Source organism: Serratia sp. 22264, assembly GCF_052045345.1.
Classification (GTDB): domain Bacteria; phylum Pseudomonadota; class Gammaproteobacteria; order Enterobacterales; family Enterobacteriaceae; genus Serratia; species Serratia plymuthica.
Window position 1 is genome coordinate 24,822 of sequence record NZ_JBQEOY010000006.1, and the last position, 14,885, is coordinate 39,706.

The 14,885-nt window shown below is 57.2% G+C and carries 14 protein-coding genes; 5 read left to right on the forward strand and 9 right to left on the reverse strand.

The annotated features are described in order from the left end of the window. Window positions 1–9: 9 nt before the first annotated feature. Window positions 10–2,502 carry a circularly permuted type 2 ATP-grasp protein gene (locus tag ACTJJ1_RS18960; RefSeq protein ID WP_440834856.1) on the forward strand — a complete coding sequence of 831 codons (2,493 nt, stop codon included), beginning with the start codon at window positions 10–12 and terminating at the stop codon, window positions 2,500–2,502. Further along, window positions 2,499–3,425: a transglutaminase family protein gene (locus ACTJJ1_RS18965; RefSeq protein ID WP_004951814.1), complete on the forward strand. Its 927-nt coding sequence runs from the start codon at window positions 2,499–2,501 to the stop codon at window positions 3,423–3,425. Before ACTJJ1_RS18960 ends, ACTJJ1_RS18965 begins: the two co-directional genes overlap by 4 nt. A 38-nt stretch (window positions 3,426–3,463) precedes the next feature. Here the strand turns inward: ACTJJ1_RS18965 and ypfH are convergent, their stop codons facing one another. The 6 genes from ypfH to dapA all read right to left on the reverse strand — a co-directional run bounded on the left by ypfH (window position 3,464) and on the right by dapA (window position 10,290). Further along, window positions 3,464–4,153: an esterase gene (gene ypfH / locus ACTJJ1_RS18970; protein ID WP_440834858.1), complete on the reverse strand. Its 690-nt coding sequence runs from the start codon at window positions 4,151–4,153 to the stop codon at window positions 3,464–3,466. A 111-nt stretch (window positions 4,154–4,264) separates the two neighbouring features. Then, window positions 4,265–6,259, reverse strand: a complete 1,995-nt coding sequence (locus ACTJJ1_RS18975; protein ID WP_440835054.1) for a tRNA(Met) cytidine acetyltransferase TmcA — start codon at window positions 6,257–6,259, stop codon at window positions 4,265–4,267. 75 nt (window positions 6,260–6,334) lie between these two features. Beyond that, complete coding sequence (gene ypfJ / locus ACTJJ1_RS18980; RefSeq protein ID WP_004951822.1) at window positions 6,335–7,201, reverse strand: KPN_02809 family neutral zinc metallopeptidase; 867 nt, start codon at window positions 7,199–7,201, stop codon at window positions 6,335–6,337. Window positions 7,202–7,374: 173 nt separating this feature from the next. Then, complete coding sequence (purC, locus tag ACTJJ1_RS18985; protein ID WP_020828051.1) at window positions 7,375–8,088, reverse strand: phosphoribosylaminoimidazolesuccinocarboxamide synthase; 714 nt, start codon at window positions 8,086–8,088, stop codon at window positions 7,375–7,377. A gap of 251 nt (window positions 8,089–8,339) precedes the next feature. Continuing rightward, window positions 8,340–9,392, reverse strand: coding sequence for an outer membrane protein assembly factor BamC (bamC, locus tag ACTJJ1_RS18990; protein ID WP_004951828.1), 1,053 nt, complete (start codon window positions 9,390–9,392; stop codon window positions 8,340–8,342). A gap of 16 nt (window positions 9,393–9,408) precedes the next feature. Beyond that, window positions 9,409–10,290: a 4-hydroxy-tetrahydrodipicolinate synthase gene (gene dapA / locus ACTJJ1_RS18995; RefSeq protein WP_004951829.1), complete on the reverse strand. Its 882-nt coding sequence runs from the start codon at window positions 10,288–10,290 to the stop codon at window positions 9,409–9,411. Between the two features lie 110 nt (window positions 10,291–10,400). On the opposite strand from dapA, the gene ACTJJ1_RS19000 reads away from it, so the two are divergent. Together ACTJJ1_RS19000 and bcp are read left to right on the forward strand one after the other, a co-directional pair. Continuing rightward, on the forward strand, window positions 10,401–11,006 hold the full coding sequence (locus tag ACTJJ1_RS19000; protein WP_196229885.1) for a glycine cleavage system transcriptional repressor: 606 nt from the start codon (window positions 10,401–10,403) through the stop codon (window positions 11,004–11,006). 2 nt (window positions 11,007–11,008) lie between these two features. After that, window positions 11,009–11,473: a thioredoxin-dependent thiol peroxidase gene (bcp, locus tag ACTJJ1_RS19005; protein ID WP_006316879.1), complete on the forward strand. Its 465-nt coding sequence runs from the start codon at window positions 11,009–11,011 to the stop codon at window positions 11,471–11,473. A gap of 43 nt (window positions 11,474–11,516) precedes the next feature. On the opposite strand, the gene ACTJJ1_RS19010 is transcribed toward bcp, so the two are convergent. Continuing rightward, a complete protein-coding gene (locus ACTJJ1_RS19010; protein ID WP_440834862.1) occupies window positions 11,517–12,587 on the reverse strand; it encodes an AI-2E family transporter in 1,071 nt (356 codons plus the stop codon). A gap of 604 nt (window positions 12,588–13,191) precedes the next feature. Here ACTJJ1_RS19010 and ACTJJ1_RS19015 point away from each other — a divergent pair. After that, the gene (locus ACTJJ1_RS19015; protein ID WP_004951843.1) at window positions 13,192–14,109 is read left to right on the forward strand and encodes a bestrophin family protein; all 918 of its coding nucleotides are present in this window, start codon (window positions 13,192–13,194) and stop codon (window positions 14,107–14,109) included. 62 nt (window positions 14,110–14,171) lie between these two features. Here ACTJJ1_RS19015 and moaE read toward each other — a convergent pair whose 3' ends face one another. Beyond that, window positions 14,172–14,621, reverse strand: coding sequence for a molybdopterin synthase catalytic subunit MoaE (gene moaE, locus ACTJJ1_RS19020; RefSeq protein ID WP_004951845.1), 450 nt, complete (start codon window positions 14,619–14,621; stop codon window positions 14,172–14,174). 1 nt (window position 14,622) lies between these two features. Further along, on the reverse strand, window positions 14,623–14,868 hold the full coding sequence (moaD, locus tag ACTJJ1_RS19025; protein ID WP_004951848.1) for a molybdopterin synthase sulfur carrier subunit: 246 nt from the start codon (window positions 14,866–14,868) through the stop codon (window positions 14,623–14,625). Window positions 14,869–14,885 lie beyond the last annotated feature (17 nt).

Sequence of the window (14,885 nt, forward strand, 5' to 3'; positions counted from 1 at the left end):
GCAATGCCTATGCCGCAATCACTATTTACCCGCTATCGCCACTCGCAAGCGCACTATGACGAGCTGTTTGCCGGCGAGGCGACCTTTCGCCCGCACTGGCAGCGTTTTGCCGCCGAGCTGGCCGCCTATCCGGACGAACAGCTGCAAAGCCGCCTCAACCACGTGGCGCGCCAGATTTTCGAAAACGGCGTCACTTATAACGTCTACGCCGATCCGCAAGGGGTTAAACGCCCCTGGGAACTGGACCTGCTGCCGCAAATTATCCCTCACGACGAATGGCAGCAGATAGAATCCGGCATTGTCCAGCGTGCGGAACTGATGAACCGTATTCTGGCCGACGTGTACGGCGAGCAGACCCTGCTGCGCGACGGCCTGCTGCCGCCTGCGCTGGTACATGGGCATGCCGGTTTTCTGCGCCCGGCGCACGGCATTCGCTGCCCGGGCAACGTTTACCTGCATCTGTACGCCGTCGATTTGGCCCGTTCCGCCGATGGCCGCTGGTGGGCGCTGGCCGATCGCGCCCAGGCCCCTTCCGGCGCCGGCTACGCGCTGGAAAACCGCACGGTGATTTCCCGCGCCTTCCCGGAACAGTTCCGGGACCTGAAAGTGCAGCGGCTGAATACCTTTTTCCGCACGCTGCAACAGAGCCTGCGCCACTGGGCGCCGTTCGCCGCCGGTGATGGCGAAGCCCCGCACATCGTGGTGTTGACCCCCGGCCCTTACAATGAAACCTATTTCGAGCATGCCTATCTGGCGCGGCATCTGGGATTCCCGCTGGTGGAAGGCCAGGATCTGATGGTGTCCCAGGGGCGCGTCTGGTTGAAAACCCTGGACGGCCTGCAGCGCGTGCATGTGATTTTACGGCGGCAGGATGATGACTTCTGCGATCCGCTGGAGGCGCGTCCCGACTCTTCGCTGGGCATTCCGGGGCTGATCCAGGCGGCGCGAGAGGGCCAGGTGCTGATCGCCAATGCGCTCGGTTCCAGCCTGATTGAAACCGGCGCGCTGTACGGCTTTCTGCCAAACCTCAGCCAACAGATCCTCGGGCAGCCGCTGCTGTTGCCTTCGGTCGCTTCCTGGTGGTGTGGGGAAAGCACCGCACGGGAAACGGTGCTGGAAAACCTGCCTAACCTGATTGTCAAAGGCGCTTTCCCGCAGTTGCGCATCAGGACCTGCATCGCCGGCGATCTGAGCGCCACCGAGCTGGCTCAGCTAAAGGAACGCATCCGCGCACGCCCTTACAACTATGTCGCCCAGGAGTTGATCGGCCTGTCGCAGGCGCCGGGTCTGTCCCCGCGCCCGCCCTACCAGTTGCAAAACCATGCCACCTGCCTGCGGGTATTCGCCGTCGCCACCCCGGACGGCTACCGGGTGATGCCCGGCGGCCTGACACGCATCTCCGGCCCCAACAGCCGCCAGATCGTGACCATGCAGCAGGGCGGCGGCAGCAAGGATACCTGGGTGCTGGCACCGCCTTCCGCACCGCCGCCACGGCCCGGCGTGCTGAGGCAAGAGTTGCCGCCGAGCGGCCACAGGCTGTCGACGCGGATGATTGAAAACTTGTTCTGGCTGGGCCGCTATACCGAACGCTGCGACAACATCGCTCGCCTGTTGCGTATCACCCTCACCCTGCGGCTCGACGAAGACGAAGGCAGCGAACAGCAGCATAAGGCCGTGATGCAGCTTTGCCTGCACTACGGTCTGTTGCCGAACGACGAAGCCTCTCCGCTTGAAGAACTGGCGCCGCAACAGTTGAACACCCTGCTGCTGGAAGCGCTGTTCAACCCGGAAATCTCTCAGGGGTTTGCCGGCACGTTGCAGCAACTGCTGCGTATCGGTTTTCAGTTGCGTGAGCGGCTTTCGCTGGACAACTGGCATATCCTCAACCGGCTGGCCAAGGATCTGGAACAGCGCCATCAGGCCCAGCGCTGGAACCTGGCGGAGGCGCTGGCGTTTCTCGATCAGGCGATCGGGCATATGATGGCGCTCTCCGGTTTTGCGCTGGACGGCATGACGCGTGACGTGGGCTGGCGTTTCCTCAGTATTGGCCGTCGGCTGGAACGCCTGCAACAGGTGACGCATATGCTGACGCTGGTGCTGGACGATGACGAAGTGCGCGACGCCGGGCTGGAATGGTGGCTGGAGTTGTGCGACAGCACCATCACCTACCGCTCCAGTTATCCGCAACGGCCGGAGCTGGTCACCGCCCTGCCGCTGTTGTTGACCAGCCAGGAGAATCCGCGCTCGGTGATGTTCCTGCTCAAGGGGCTGGTGGAGTACTTGAAAAAACTGACCGACCAGTTCGGGCCTTTTACCGATCAGACCATTTTCGATCTGCCGGAGAAAATTGCCGGCCTGGGTAACGCCGGGTTTGCCGGCGGCCTGCAACCCTTGTCAGAATCGGTGTCGCAGTTGCAACTGGCGCTGGACCGGCTGTCCGATCAGATTGGCCTGCGCTTCTTCAACCATGGCCCCCACTACAGCACGGGAAACGACGAATGAGCCAGAGCCAAACTCAAACTGCCGGCCAATCTCTCACGCCCGCCGACGGAAGCCGCTATAGCGTCAGTCACGTGACCGAATACCAATACAGCCTGCCGGTGCCGCATTCGCGCCAGTTGTTGCGGCTGTCGCCGCGCAATCTGGCCTGGCAACAGTGTCACGCTTCGCGGATCCAGGTCGATCCGCAGCCCGATGAATGGTTTGAACTGGACGATTTTTATGGCAACCACCTGGTGCAATTCGCTCTGCGAACCCCGCATACCCAACTGACCGTCCGGGTGGATTCGCAGGTGCTGGTCCTGCCGCACGCCGCGCAGTGGGTGGCGGAAAACAGCCTGTCCTGGGAGCGGGTACGCCAACAGTTGGCCAATGGGGGAACCGAAGTGCTGGATCCCATTCAATACCTGTTTCCTTCCACTTTTATTCCCATCGATAGCGCACTGAGCCACTACGCCCTGCCGAGCTTTACCCCGGAACGGCCTCTGCTGTCGGCGTTGCTGGATTTTACCGGGCGCATTTTCAACGACTTTACCTTTGATCCGACGGCCACCACCATCGCCACGCCGGTAGTAACCCTGTTGCGGGAGAAGAAAGGGGTTTGTCAGGACTTTGCTCACCTGCAAATTGCCTGCCTGCGTTCGCTGGGGTTGGCGGCACGCTATGTCAGCGGCTATATCCTCACGCAGCCGCCGCCGGGGGAGGAGCGAATGATTGGCGCCGATGCCTCTCACGCCTGGGTGTCGGTGTATTGTCCGCCCTATGGCTGGGTAGATATCGATCCGACCAACAATGTGTTGGCCGATACCCAGCACATTACCGTGGCCTGGGGCCGCGATTTCGGCGATGTCAGCCCGATGCACGGCATTATTTTTGGCGGGGGCGCTCACCAGTTGGACGTTCAGGTTACGGTGATGCCGCAATGACAGCGGGCGCAGCATAGCCGCGCCCGTCAGGGAGAATATTAACGAAAGGCGATCAAATCGCCGCGTTTGCCAAACAGCGCTTCATCCCAGTAGCGTTGAGGTACGTAGTAGTGCAACCGCTCGAGGGCATTATTCATCATGCCCTGATTGATGCCATGCCCGACGCCCTGCTCCACGTCCAGCGTGAAATCCACGCCGATGGCCTGCAACCGTTCCGCCGCCGCTTTGGCGTGCTGCACGGCGATCACCGCATCCTCTTCGCCATGGATCAAATGCACGACGCTTTCGCCGAAAGCTTGCTCCGGCAAGCTGGCAAAGCGCCCGCTGAAGGCCACCACGCGGCCGGCCAGTTTAGCTTCCGCTTTCAAGGCTTCCAGCGCCATGATCGACCCCTGAGAAAAACCGACCAACGCGGTCCCGGCGTAACCGACGCCGCTCTGCTGCTGCCAGTACCGCACGGTTTCGACGAACTGCGGCATGACCTGTGCAATGCGCTCGGCGCGATTCTCTTCGGTCACGCCCTGCACCGAGAACCATTGGCGACCCTTGCCGTTATTGAAAGCCTCGGGGCCGCCAATGCTGACGACCAGCGCCTGCGGGAAATCTTTGGCGAAGTAGCTGCCGATTTCGCCCATTGCCACCGGGTTATCGCCGACACCGTGAAACAGCAAGATCAGCTGTACCGCCGGTGTTGCCGGGCTTTGGACAACGAAATGCTCATGTTTCATGGTGACTCCTCGTCTTCATCAGATGTCGCCCGGAGGCTCCGGGCCGTTGGCGCCTACTATACGCCGTCGAGACATCAGGAAAATCGGGTTTTATTGAACAACATTGTCGATTTATTGCAATGACTGCGATTGTGCCCAGTTGCGCCAGCGCAGGCAGTGCTGCGCATCCAGCTGTTCGAGCGCCTGCGCCGCCTCGTGCCGCCAGTGGCGCAGCAAGGCTTTTTGGCCACTGAGACCAAACTGCGTCACGCAGTCTGCCGTCGTCCTTTGCTGTTGCAGATGCCCGCGCAGCGCGGGCAGCGGCAGGCCGCTCGCCAGCAGCAAGCGTTGCAGCGCGCCCAGGCTGGCCTCCAGCGGCCGATGGGCGAAGGAAAATCCGGCCAGTTCACGCCAGTCGTCCTCACTCAACTGCGTATCGCCGTCATCGCCGGTGATCTCCAGTTGCAGATCAACCCGTTGCTGCAACCAGCGCCAATCGCGCGCCAGGTGCTTATGCGCCGCATGCCGCAGCGCCTCACCCTGCTCGCTCAACGCCAGGATGGCCATGGCGGTATAACAACCGCTGCTGGCCTCCGTCTTGCTGCCGATGCGCACCAGCTCAAAACCGCAGGATTGCCAAAAACGCCACAGCGGTTCGGTGTAGCCAAAACTGACCGAAAGGAAGTCCAGCCCCTGCGCCCGTTGGCGCTGCTGCGCGATCAGGCTGCGGGCAATGCCCTGTTGGCGCAAGGCGGGCAGCACCGCAATGCGGGTAATGCGGCGCGAACGCAGCGTCGGCGCCCACCACTGGCCGCCATGCGCCGCCAGCGACTGAGCCACCAGGTTACCGCGCGGCCGCCGTCGGCCAGCCCAAACCTCATGCGCCAGCTCGGTACTCAGGCCCCCTTCATCCACCAGCCACAACGCGCCAACCACGTCTTCTTCCACCTGCGCCACGCCAAAGTGCATGCCGGGTGCATCCATCAGCCGCCGTAGATCGAGCGGCGTGGTGCGGTAATGGGCGCTGCTCAGCAGAGCGTAAAAGCGCGCCAATCGTTGGGGATCGGCGCACAGCGCGTTCTGTTCGACCAGGCTGAAACTGGCAGCCTGCGCGGTCGCCTGCCATTCCGGTTGTTCATTGAACAACAGAGCATTATCTATCACCCGTTCCAGCGCATCGCCCGCGGCCCAGCGCATGGGGTGCTGTAAAGCTAACGGCCGGAACGAAGGTAGCCCGGCACAAAACTTCAGCAAAAATCCCCGGCCGGTGCCTTCATAGCCCTGTACCGTGGTAGTCAGCAAGACACGGGGGAAATAACTGACCAACCGCTGCAACAGCGGACCTGGAATAGCCGCCGCTTCATCCACCAGCAGCCAGCCCACGTTGCTGACGTCATGCTCGCGGCAATGCGCCAGCAGCGCGTCCGGCGCCCAGAACTGCGCTCGCCCCTGCGCCCATTCGCCGGCGACGTCGGTGGCGGCACGGCTCGGCCCGGTCATCCAGCAGGTGAGCGGCGTATTCGCCACCAGCATGCCTGCCAGCGTTGACTTGCCGCGCCCCCGTGCCGCGGTCAGCACCCAAACGCCCGCCGAGGCATTCAGCAGTCGCTCCAGTAGCCTTTGCTGTTCTGCAGTGGGGTGGCCATCGGGTGCCTGCCAGGGCGGGCGCTCCGGCAATGCCGCCAACGCCAGCGCCTCACCCTGTCGCCAGAGCGTGACTTCGCTGTCCGCCGCCAGATGGCGTTGCAGATGACGGATAAAATACGGGGTGGTGATAGGCTGCGGACAATCGCTCCAGCGCAGGCTGTCGGCGTCCGGTTGTTGATGCCATTCACGCCAGGGCGGCGTCAGCAACAACAGCCAACTGCCGGCGCGCAGCGTGCCCGCCAGCGCCGCCAAGGCTTCAACATCCAGGCCCATTGTCGCGTCAAACACCGCATGCAGCCGCTCTTGGCCCAACAGGGTTCGCACCGCGCCGCTCGCCAGAGGTTGCAAGCCGGTTGGCGGGTTTTCTCCCACCCACGGCCAGTCGCCCGGCAGGCTTGCAGCCAGCTGTTGCGCTTGTTGGCGGCACCATTGCGGCTCACCGCTGAGCACCAGCAGGCGCCTGATGCCCTGCTGCCGCATGAGTTGTTGCATTGCCTGTAGCAAGGCTATGTTCTCACCTAAAAAAATGCCGGAGTCAGGCTCCGGCAGGGTATATCAACGGGATGCGAAGGTGTTGCAGGTGTTCGGATCGCCGCTGTCGAAGCCCTGTTTAAACCAGGTGTAACGCTGTTGCGAGGTGCCGTGGGTGAAGCTGTCCGGCACTACGCGCCCCTGGCCCTGCTGCTGTAAACGGTCGTCGCCGATCGCCTGCGCGGCGTTCAATGCCGCCTGCAAGTCACCCTCTTCCAGCATCTGCTGCTTCTCGGCATATTTGCCCCAAACGCCGGCAAAGCAGTCTGCTTGCAGTTCCATTTTTACCGACAGGCGGTTCACTTCAACCTGGCTGGCGCCCTGTTGCATCTGACGCACTTTAGGCTCAATGCCCAGCAGGTTCTGCACGTGGTGGCCGACTTCGTGCGCCACCACGTAGGCCTGCGCAAAGTCACCGCCGGCGCCCAGCTTGGTTTTCATATCCTGGTAGAACGACAGATCGATATACACCGTTTTATCGCCCGGGCAATAGAATGGCCCCATCGCAGACTGGCCGGTGCCGCAGTTGGTGCGCGTCACGCCGCGATACATCACCAGTTTGGGCGGTTGATAGGTTTTGCCCATACGCTGGAAAACTTCTTTCCAGTTATCTTCGGTAGAAGCCAGCACTACCGAGGTAAACTTGGCCAACTCATCGTCTTTTGGACTGATGCTGGCGCTCTGTTGCTGAGTTTGCGGGCTAACGTCACCGCCGTTCAACAGCGGTGAGAGATCGATGCCGTAATAGCCGGCCACCAGCACCACCACCAAAATGACGATGCCGCCTTTGCCGCCGATTGGCGCGCGAAAGCCCCCGCCGCCGCCCAGACCTGAAGACTCCCCGCGACGATCCTCAACATTGTCACTTTCCCGACGCCCTTGCCAACGCATAAGTAAACTCCAGATTAGGTTTTTAATAATCGTAGGAAACTAGCCCACTGATTGCCATTATAAATGGTTAACGAGGTGGGAAATGTAGAATTTTTCTGGAAATGCAGACGGAAGGGAAAATGAATAAATGACGGGGCGCTCCGGCAGGATAGCCCCGTATTGCGGGAGGACGCTTAGTCCAGTTTCACGCCAATGCGGCGCGCAACTTCTTCGTAGGCTTCAATCAGGCCACCCAGGCTCTGACGGAAACGGTCTTTGTCCATCTTGTCCAGGGTGTTTTTGTCCCACAGGCGGCTGCCGTCCGGCGAGAACTCATCGCCCAGCACCACTTCGCCGTTGAACAGACCGAACTCCAGCTTGAAGTCGACCAGGATCAGGCCCGCGTCGTCAAACAGCTTGCTCAGCACGTCGTTCGCTTTGTAGCTCAGCTCACGCATGCGCGCCAGATGCTCTTTGTTCACCCAGCCGAAAGTTTCGCAGTAGGATTCGTTGACCATCGGATCGTGCATCGCATCGTTTTTCAGGAACAGGTCGAACAGCGGCGGGTTCAGCACCAGGCCTTCTTCAATGCCCAAACGCTTCACCAGCGAACCGGCGGCGCGGTTGCGGATCACGCATTCGACCGGCACCATGTCCAGCTTTTTCACCAGCACTTCGTTGTCGGACAGCAGGCGTTCCATTTGCGTCGGAATGCCGGCTTCTTCCAGTTTGCTCATGATGAAATGGTTGAACTTGTTGTTCACCATGCCCTTGCGATCAAACTGCTCAATGCGCTGACCATCCAGTGCTGACGTATCGTTGCGGAACTCTAACACCAGCAGATCGGGGTTTTCGGTGGTGTAGACGGTTTTTGCCTTTCCGCGATACAACTCAGCTAGCTTTTGCATCTTACATACTCCAATAAAGAATTGTTTTAAAAACGCTTCAACACACAGGTGTGATATACCCAAAATAATTGGAGTTACAGCAAGGCGGCAAGGGCAGGAATCCCCGGGAGCTTACTCAAGTAAGTGACTGGGGTGAGTGCACGCAGCCAACACAGCTGTAGCTTCAAGAATGATGGGTATATTGTGCCAAACCTGGAACGCAAACGATACCGTGCCGATAAAACAAAAAGGGGCCCCAGCCCCTTTTTTAGTTATTTAACGCTGGTTTTACTGAACGCAGCCTGGAATGCCGCAACCAACCCGTCGTTTTGCGACTGGGTCAACGGCTTCCCTTTCGGATCGATAAATTGCAGGCTGGTACGGTTGTTCAAATCACCGACCTGCAGTTTGTAATCGCCTTCGGTCAGTTCAGGATCCTTGGCGCCCAACGCATCCCAGTCGCTACCGCTCAGGGATTTGTAGGTCACGGCGACGGTGCCCTGCGGACGGCTGCGGTCACCCACTTTCATCCCCAGTTTTTCCAACGCCGCAGGCAGGCGATCCCACACTACGGTATAAGGACCGCGCACGACCAACATCGGCAAGCCGGTGTCATCCGCGCCACTCTGCACGTCCAGCGCGCCGAAGCGGTTAGCGGTTTGGCTGCTCACCAGGTTGTCCTGCTTGTCCAGGCCTTCAACAATGGTGTTCATCATCATGCCGTTGTAGCGCTGCACTTCGGAAGGATCGGTAATCTGCTCGGTTTTACCCTGCTGCTGCAAACCGACGGTTTTCACCACCAGCGCCTGCTGGTAACCCTGCTGCTGCACGCTGATCTGGTAGCGGCCTTCGTACTGGTTGTCTTCATCCAGACGGTTCCATTTCACCCAGTCGGTAGTCAGGGTCTGACCGGCGTCCTGACGCGAGGCAATCGCGATATTTTTCGTCTGCAACATGCTGACGACGCGTGACCACAGGTTCTGGTTCTGCGGGCTGTTTTCCAGCAGCAGCGTACCGCTGTCGCCGGCATACTGCGCGCGTGAACCGCTCAGCAACGCCAACGGCTGCACAGGTGGGCGAATATCCAGTTGCTTGCCAACGCCGCCTTTCTGCGTGGTTGCCGGAACATCATAATTCCCGCTCTGCACCGGCAGGATCATACCGGCCGGCGCGTTCAACGGTTTGAGCTCCGACGCGTTGAGATAAGACTCATCGCCGCTGACCTGGCGTTTGTAACGCTGATCGGTGGTACAGGCGGCCAGCATCATAACCAGCGAAATACCCACGACTTTTGCTACCGTCGACTTTTGCAATGAATAAACCATCAAATTTCCCTTAGAGTTACAGCAAACCGGCGCTTTTTAACGCGCGCTCAACGATCGGACGAGCAGCGTCGGTCAACGGCGTCATAGGCAGACGCATCGTATCGGTTGCCATCAATCCCAATGCCTTACAGGCCCATTTCACCGGAATTGGGTTTGCTTCTACAAACAAATCCTGATGCAACGGCATCAAGCGCTGATTTAGGCGGCGTGCTTCAGCAAAGTTGCCCTGCGCTGCCAGCGTGCAAAGCTGCGCCATTTCACGCGCCGCCACGTTGGCCGTCACGGAAATCACCCCTTTGCCGCCCAGTTGCATGAAATCCAGACCGCTGGCGTCATCGCCGCTCAGCAAAATGAAATCTTCATCATCAACCAGCACTTGGATCTGACTTACACGACTTAAGTTCCCTGTTGCCTCTTTAACGGCAACAATATTCTTAATTTTTGCTAAACGCGCAATCACCGGCGGCAGCATGTCACAACCGGTGCGTGAAGGCACGTTATAGAGGATCTGCGGCAGCTCGGTGCTTTCGGCAATCGCCTTGAAGTGCTGGTACAGCCCTTCCTGGGTCGGCTTATTGTAGTAAGGCGTTACCGTCAGGCACCCTACTACGCCGGTGTTTTCGAAGCTTTTGGTCAGCGAAATGGCTTCGGCGGTGGCGTTGGAGCCCGTACCGGCGATCACCGGAATGCGGCCCGCGGCCAGTTCCAGCGTCTGCAATACCACCTCAACGTGCTCGTCATGGGCAAGCGTTGCGGACTCGCCGGTCGTCCCTACGGAAACAATGGCCGAGGTCCCACTGGCTACATGATAATCAATCAGTTTTTTTAGGCTCGCACGATCGACAGCACCTTTGTCGTCCATCGGCGTAACCAGTGCAACAATACTTCCCGTAAACATTGGCCGTCCCCTCCACAAACAAGTCACTCATGGTACTTTTGCTACCTATCCAAAAGCAAGCAAACAACAGCGTTGTAAGCGCTTGGCAGGCGGTTTTTTTTATGTTTACCATGGTAACCCCATTGAGCACGACAGGAAGATCCATTTTGCCTAAGCCAGATGAACACTATCTCGTGATTACCGCGCTCGGCGCCGACCGCCCCGGAATCGTCAATGCCATCACCCGCCACGTCAGCAGCTGCGGGTGCAATATCGAAGATAGCCGTCTGGCCATGCTGGGTGAGGAGTTCACTTTCATCATGCTGCTTTCCGGCAGTTGGAACGCGATTACCCTGATTGAATCCACTCTGCCGCAAAAAGGCGCGGAGATGGAGCTGCTGATTGTGATGAAACGCACCAATTCGCATGAAAGGCCGCCGATGCCGGCCACGGTGTGGGTGCAGGTTGAGGTGAAAGACTCGCCGCACATCATTGAACGCTTCACCGATCTGTTCGACTCCAGCCAGATGAACATTGCCGAGCTGGTGTCCAGAACCCAACCGGCGGAAGGTCACCTGCCGCCGCAGCTTTACATTCAGATCACCGCGCACAGCCCCGGCAACGCGGATGCATCAAATATTGAGCAAGCCTTCCATCACCTATGTACAGAATTGAACGCACAAGGCAGTATTAGCGTTGTTAACTATCCACAGCATGATGAGAAAGATGGAGAGTAGTGATGAGCCCATTGAAAGCCGGTGACACAGCGCCGAAATTTAGTTTGCCTGACCAGGACGGTGAGGAAATTAATTTGGCCGACTTCCAGGGACAGCGAGTGCTTGTTTATTTTTATCCGAAGGCGATGACGCCGGGTTGCACCGTTCAGGCCTGCGGTCTGCGGGATAACATGGATGACTTGAAAAAAGCGGGTGTCGAAGTGCTGGGCATCAGCACGGATAAACCAGAGAAGCTGTCGCGTTTTGCCGAGAAAGAGTTGTTAAATTTCACGCTGTTATCTGATGAGGATCATCAGGTGGCGCAGCAGTTCGGCGTTTGGGGTGAAAAAACCTTTATGGGGAAAACCTATGACGGCATTCACCGTATCAGCTTCCTGATTGATACCAAGGGTAAAGTCGAGAAAGTGTTTGATGATTTCAAAACCACCAATCATCACGACATCGTTCTGAGTTACCTGCAGCAATAATGCTCACGAAGCGCAGCGGCCTGCTGCGCTTCGTCATTTCCGCTTAATCTTGTTCCGTTTCCACCCGCAGTTCATCCGGCCAGGCGTGTATCACCGCCTTCACCAGCGTGGCTAATGGGATAGCAAAGAACACGCCCCAAAAGCCCCACAGTCCGCCAAAGATAATCACCGACAGAATAATCACCAGCGGATGCAGATTGACCGCTTCGGAGAACAAAATGGGCACCAACAGGTTGCCGTCCAGCGCCTGCACCACCAGATAGGCGACGATCAGCGTCCAGAAATCGGCGCCGACGCCCCATTGGAACATCGCCACCACCACCACAGGAATGGTCACCAACACCGCGCCGATATAAGGGATCAGCACCGAGAAACCGACCAGCACCGCCAGCAGCAGCGAATAGCGCATATCCAAAATAACGAATACCAGATAGGTCGCCACGCCGACGATCACCATCTCCAGCACCTTGCCGCGGATATAGTTGGTGATCTGCTGGTTCATCTCGATCCACACCTGGCCCGCCAACCCGCGATTGCGCGGCAGCACGCGGCGCACCGCGTTGAGCATTTGCTCTTTGTCCTTCAGCAGGAAGAACATCATCATCGGCACCAGAATCAGGTAAATGGCCAGCGTCAGCAGCCCGACCAGTGAAGCCAGCGAGAATTTCACCACCGACTCCCCCATGCCCGACAACCGTCCGCGCAGATTCTCCGCCATCATATCGATGATGCCGGCATCGACCAGCGCCGGATAACGCTTCGGCAGCGTCGCCGCAAAGTTATAGAATTGATTGAGCATCCCCGGCAGATCGGTCATCAGGTTGATGCCCTGCTGCCAGGCGGTCGGCGCCACCACAAACACCAGCAGCATCGCGATGCCGGCGAACATGATCATCACCAGGCTCGCCGACCAGTTGCGCGAACAGCCGATACGCTGCAGCCGCGCGGTCGGCCACTCCAGCAGATACGCCAGCACGATGGCCACCAGCAGCGGCGTCAAAATACCATGCAGAAAATAGAGAATGAGGAACCCGGCGACCAGAATCACCAGCAGGGCGATAGCCTGCGGATCGGTGAAGCGACGACGGTACCACTGTAATAACATCTCCAGCATCAGAGAGTGCTCCTAGAGGTTTGACTGGCAGGCATTGCGGTTCCTGGGGTTGGTCTTTTCATGAAATGAATGGGGTACAGGTTTGGGCACGCCAACACGCAAAGTACCCGACGAGCTCGCTGTGCTTCAACACCAAACGGATTGGATTTGCCGTTCCGGAGAACACCCAACTCACAACACGCTCCATAAGAATACCAGAGCCCAGGGCAAGCGTATCCTTAAACCGAGACGAATCGCAATCCGCACATCCCGGCAACGCGCAGGGCATTCCGTCGGCAGAAAATACTCTTTATTCTCATTTAGCCCCCGCGTCACGGCCATTAAACGAAAACGGGGCGTAAAAACGGCGGGTCATTCAATAACTCTTATTTATCTTAGCAGCACAATCTTAATTATTTTTTGGATGTATTGATTATTGAATAAATAAATCAGATAATTTAAACACCGACTCAGAGAGTCTGATCATCATCGCCCTATGTCATACAGTAAACATTCACTTGCCAATGAGAAAATCTCATATATTGTTACATATTATCGGCCATGATCATTATTCATCACTAAAACAATCACAGCCAAAAGTAAGCTACCAGGGAGTAGTAAACCCATGATTATTCGCCCAAACCAACACTGGTTTCTCCGCCTGTTTGACTGGCACGGTTCGGTGTTGTCAAAAATCACCTTCCGCCTGTTTTTAAATATCCTCATGTCTATTGTCGCCATCATCATTTATCAATGGTATGAACAACTTGGCATACATCTCACCATTGCCCCCTTCAGCCTGTTGGGGATCGCCATCGCTATTTTTCTGGGTTTTCGCAACAGCGCCAGCTACAGCCGCTTTGTTGAAGCGCGAATGTTATGGGGAACCCTGCTGATAGCGGAGCGCACATTATTGAGACAATTAAAAAACCTGCTTCCGGAAGATAAAAAAAATCATGAAGAAATAGCAAAATATCTTATTGCGTTTAGCTGGAGTTTGAAGCACCAATTAAGAAACACCGATCCCACGGCTGACTTATATCGCATTTTACCGCGAGAGGCTTTCTCGGAGATCATCGCCAGCCCAATGCCCACTAACAGAGTCTTGTTATTATTGGGCGATGAGATTGGCAAATTGCGTCTGGCGGGTAAATTAAGCGACGTCACCTATAAAATGCTCGATAATAAACTGGATGAACTCGCACATGTTCTCGGCGGTTGCGAAAGAATAGCCAACACGCCGGTGCCTTTCGCCTACACGCTGATCCTGCAACGCACCGTATATTTATTCTGTTCCTTGCTGCCGTTTGCGCTGGTTTCTGATTTGCATTACATGACGCCGTTCGTTTCCGTGTTTATTTCCTATACCTTTTTATCCTGGGACTCACTGGCCGAAGAACTGGAAGACCCCTTTGGTACCAGCGCCAATGATCTGCCATTGAATGCCATCTGCAATACCATCGAACGTAATCTGATGGAAATGAACAATCAAAAACCTCTGCCTGCCCTGCTCAAACCCGACCGTTATTTCAATCTGATCTGACGCCGCTCTTCGGCACGGTGTACACCGTGCCGAAGCCTGATGGGAATCAAATGTTCAGATAACTACCAACGTTCAACTGCCACGCAATCTTTATCCCTTGCGGCAACCCATAGTTCGCCCTGCGGCGTTGATTCCTTTTTCCAGAATGGCGCTTTGGTTTTCAAATAATCCATAATAAATTCTGCGGCAAGAAAGGCGTCGGCTCTATGAGCGCTACTGACGCCGACCAAAACGATGCCATCGCCTGCCCGCAACTCGCCAATGCGATGAAACACGACCACCCGCCCCAGTTGCCAACGGAAGCGGGCTTCATCAACAATCTGCGCCAACAACTTTTCGGTCATGCCGGGATAATGTTCCAACGTCAGGGCATTGACATCACAGCCCAGATTATTGTTTCTTACTTTGCCGACGAAAGTGACCACAGCGCCCTCGGTCTCTGAGGCTGATAGCCATTGATGTTCCCGTGCGATATCAAAACTCTCGGTATCGACGATGATTTTGTTTTGCATCTCAACCCCCGGTTACCGGCGGATAAAAGGCCACTTCATCACCGGCATTCAAGGGGTGATCGAAAGGCACCAGCGTTTGGTTTACCGCAGCCAAAAGTTTATCGCCCTCCAGCGCCAGTGCCCAACGGTCGCCTTTTAGCGACAGCGCCTGACGTAACGTCGCCACCGTGGCGTAGTCGGCAGGGAGTTGCAGATGGTTGCAACCGATCAGCTCACGTACCTGAGCAAAGAATAAAACGTCAATCATGATCCCCCCGTGTGGTC

Excerpts from the sequence above, each read along its gene's own strand:
- ACTJJ1_RS18960 (WP_440834856.1), top strand. The coding sequence starts at position 10 with ATGCCGCAATCACTATTTACCCGCTATCGCCACTCGCAAGCGCACTAT.
- ACTJJ1_RS18965 (WP_004951814.1), top strand. The coding sequence starts at position 2,499 with ATGAGCCAGAGCCAAACTCAAACTGCCGGCCAATCTCTCACGCCCGCC.
- ypfH (WP_440834858.1), bottom strand. The coding sequence starts at position 4,153 with ATGAAACATGAGCATTTCGTTGTCCAAAGCCCGGCAACACCGGCGGTA.
- ACTJJ1_RS18975 (WP_440835054.1), bottom strand. The coding sequence starts at position 6,259 with ATGCGGCAGCAGGGCATCAGGCGCCTGCTGGTGCTCAGCGGTGAGCCG.
- ypfJ (WP_004951822.1), bottom strand. The coding sequence starts at position 7,201 with ATGCGTTGGCAAGGGCGTCGGGAAAGTGACAATGTTGAGGATCGTCGC.
- purC (WP_020828051.1), bottom strand. The coding sequence starts at position 8,088 with ATGCAAAAGCTAGCTGAGTTGTATCGCGGAAAGGCAAAAACCGTCTAC.
- bamC (WP_004951828.1), bottom strand. The coding sequence starts at position 9,392 with ATGGTTTATTCATTGCAAAAGTCGACGGTAGCAAAAGTCGTGGGTATT.
- dapA (WP_004951829.1), bottom strand. The coding sequence starts at position 10,290 with ATGTTTACGGGAAGTATTGTTGCACTGGTTACGCCGATGGACGACAAA.
- ACTJJ1_RS19000 (WP_196229885.1), top strand. The coding sequence starts at position 10,401 with ATGGTAACCCCATTGAGCACGACAGGAAGATCCATTTTGCCTAAGCCA.
- bcp (WP_006316879.1), top strand. The coding sequence starts at position 11,009 with ATGAGCCCATTGAAAGCCGGTGACACAGCGCCGAAATTTAGTTTGCCT.
- ACTJJ1_RS19010 (WP_440834862.1), bottom strand. The coding sequence starts at position 12,587 with ATGCTGGAGATGTTATTACAGTGGTACCGTCGTCGCTTCACCGATCCG.
- ACTJJ1_RS19015 (WP_004951843.1), top strand. The coding sequence starts at position 13,192 with ATGATTATTCGCCCAAACCAACACTGGTTTCTCCGCCTGTTTGACTGG.
- moaE (WP_004951845.1), bottom strand. The coding sequence starts at position 14,621 with ATGCAAAACAAAATCATCGTCGATACCGAGAGTTTTGATATCGCACGG.
- moaD (WP_004951848.1), bottom strand. The coding sequence starts at position 14,868 with ATGATTGACGTTTTATTCTTTGCTCAGGTACGTGAGCTGATCGGTTGC.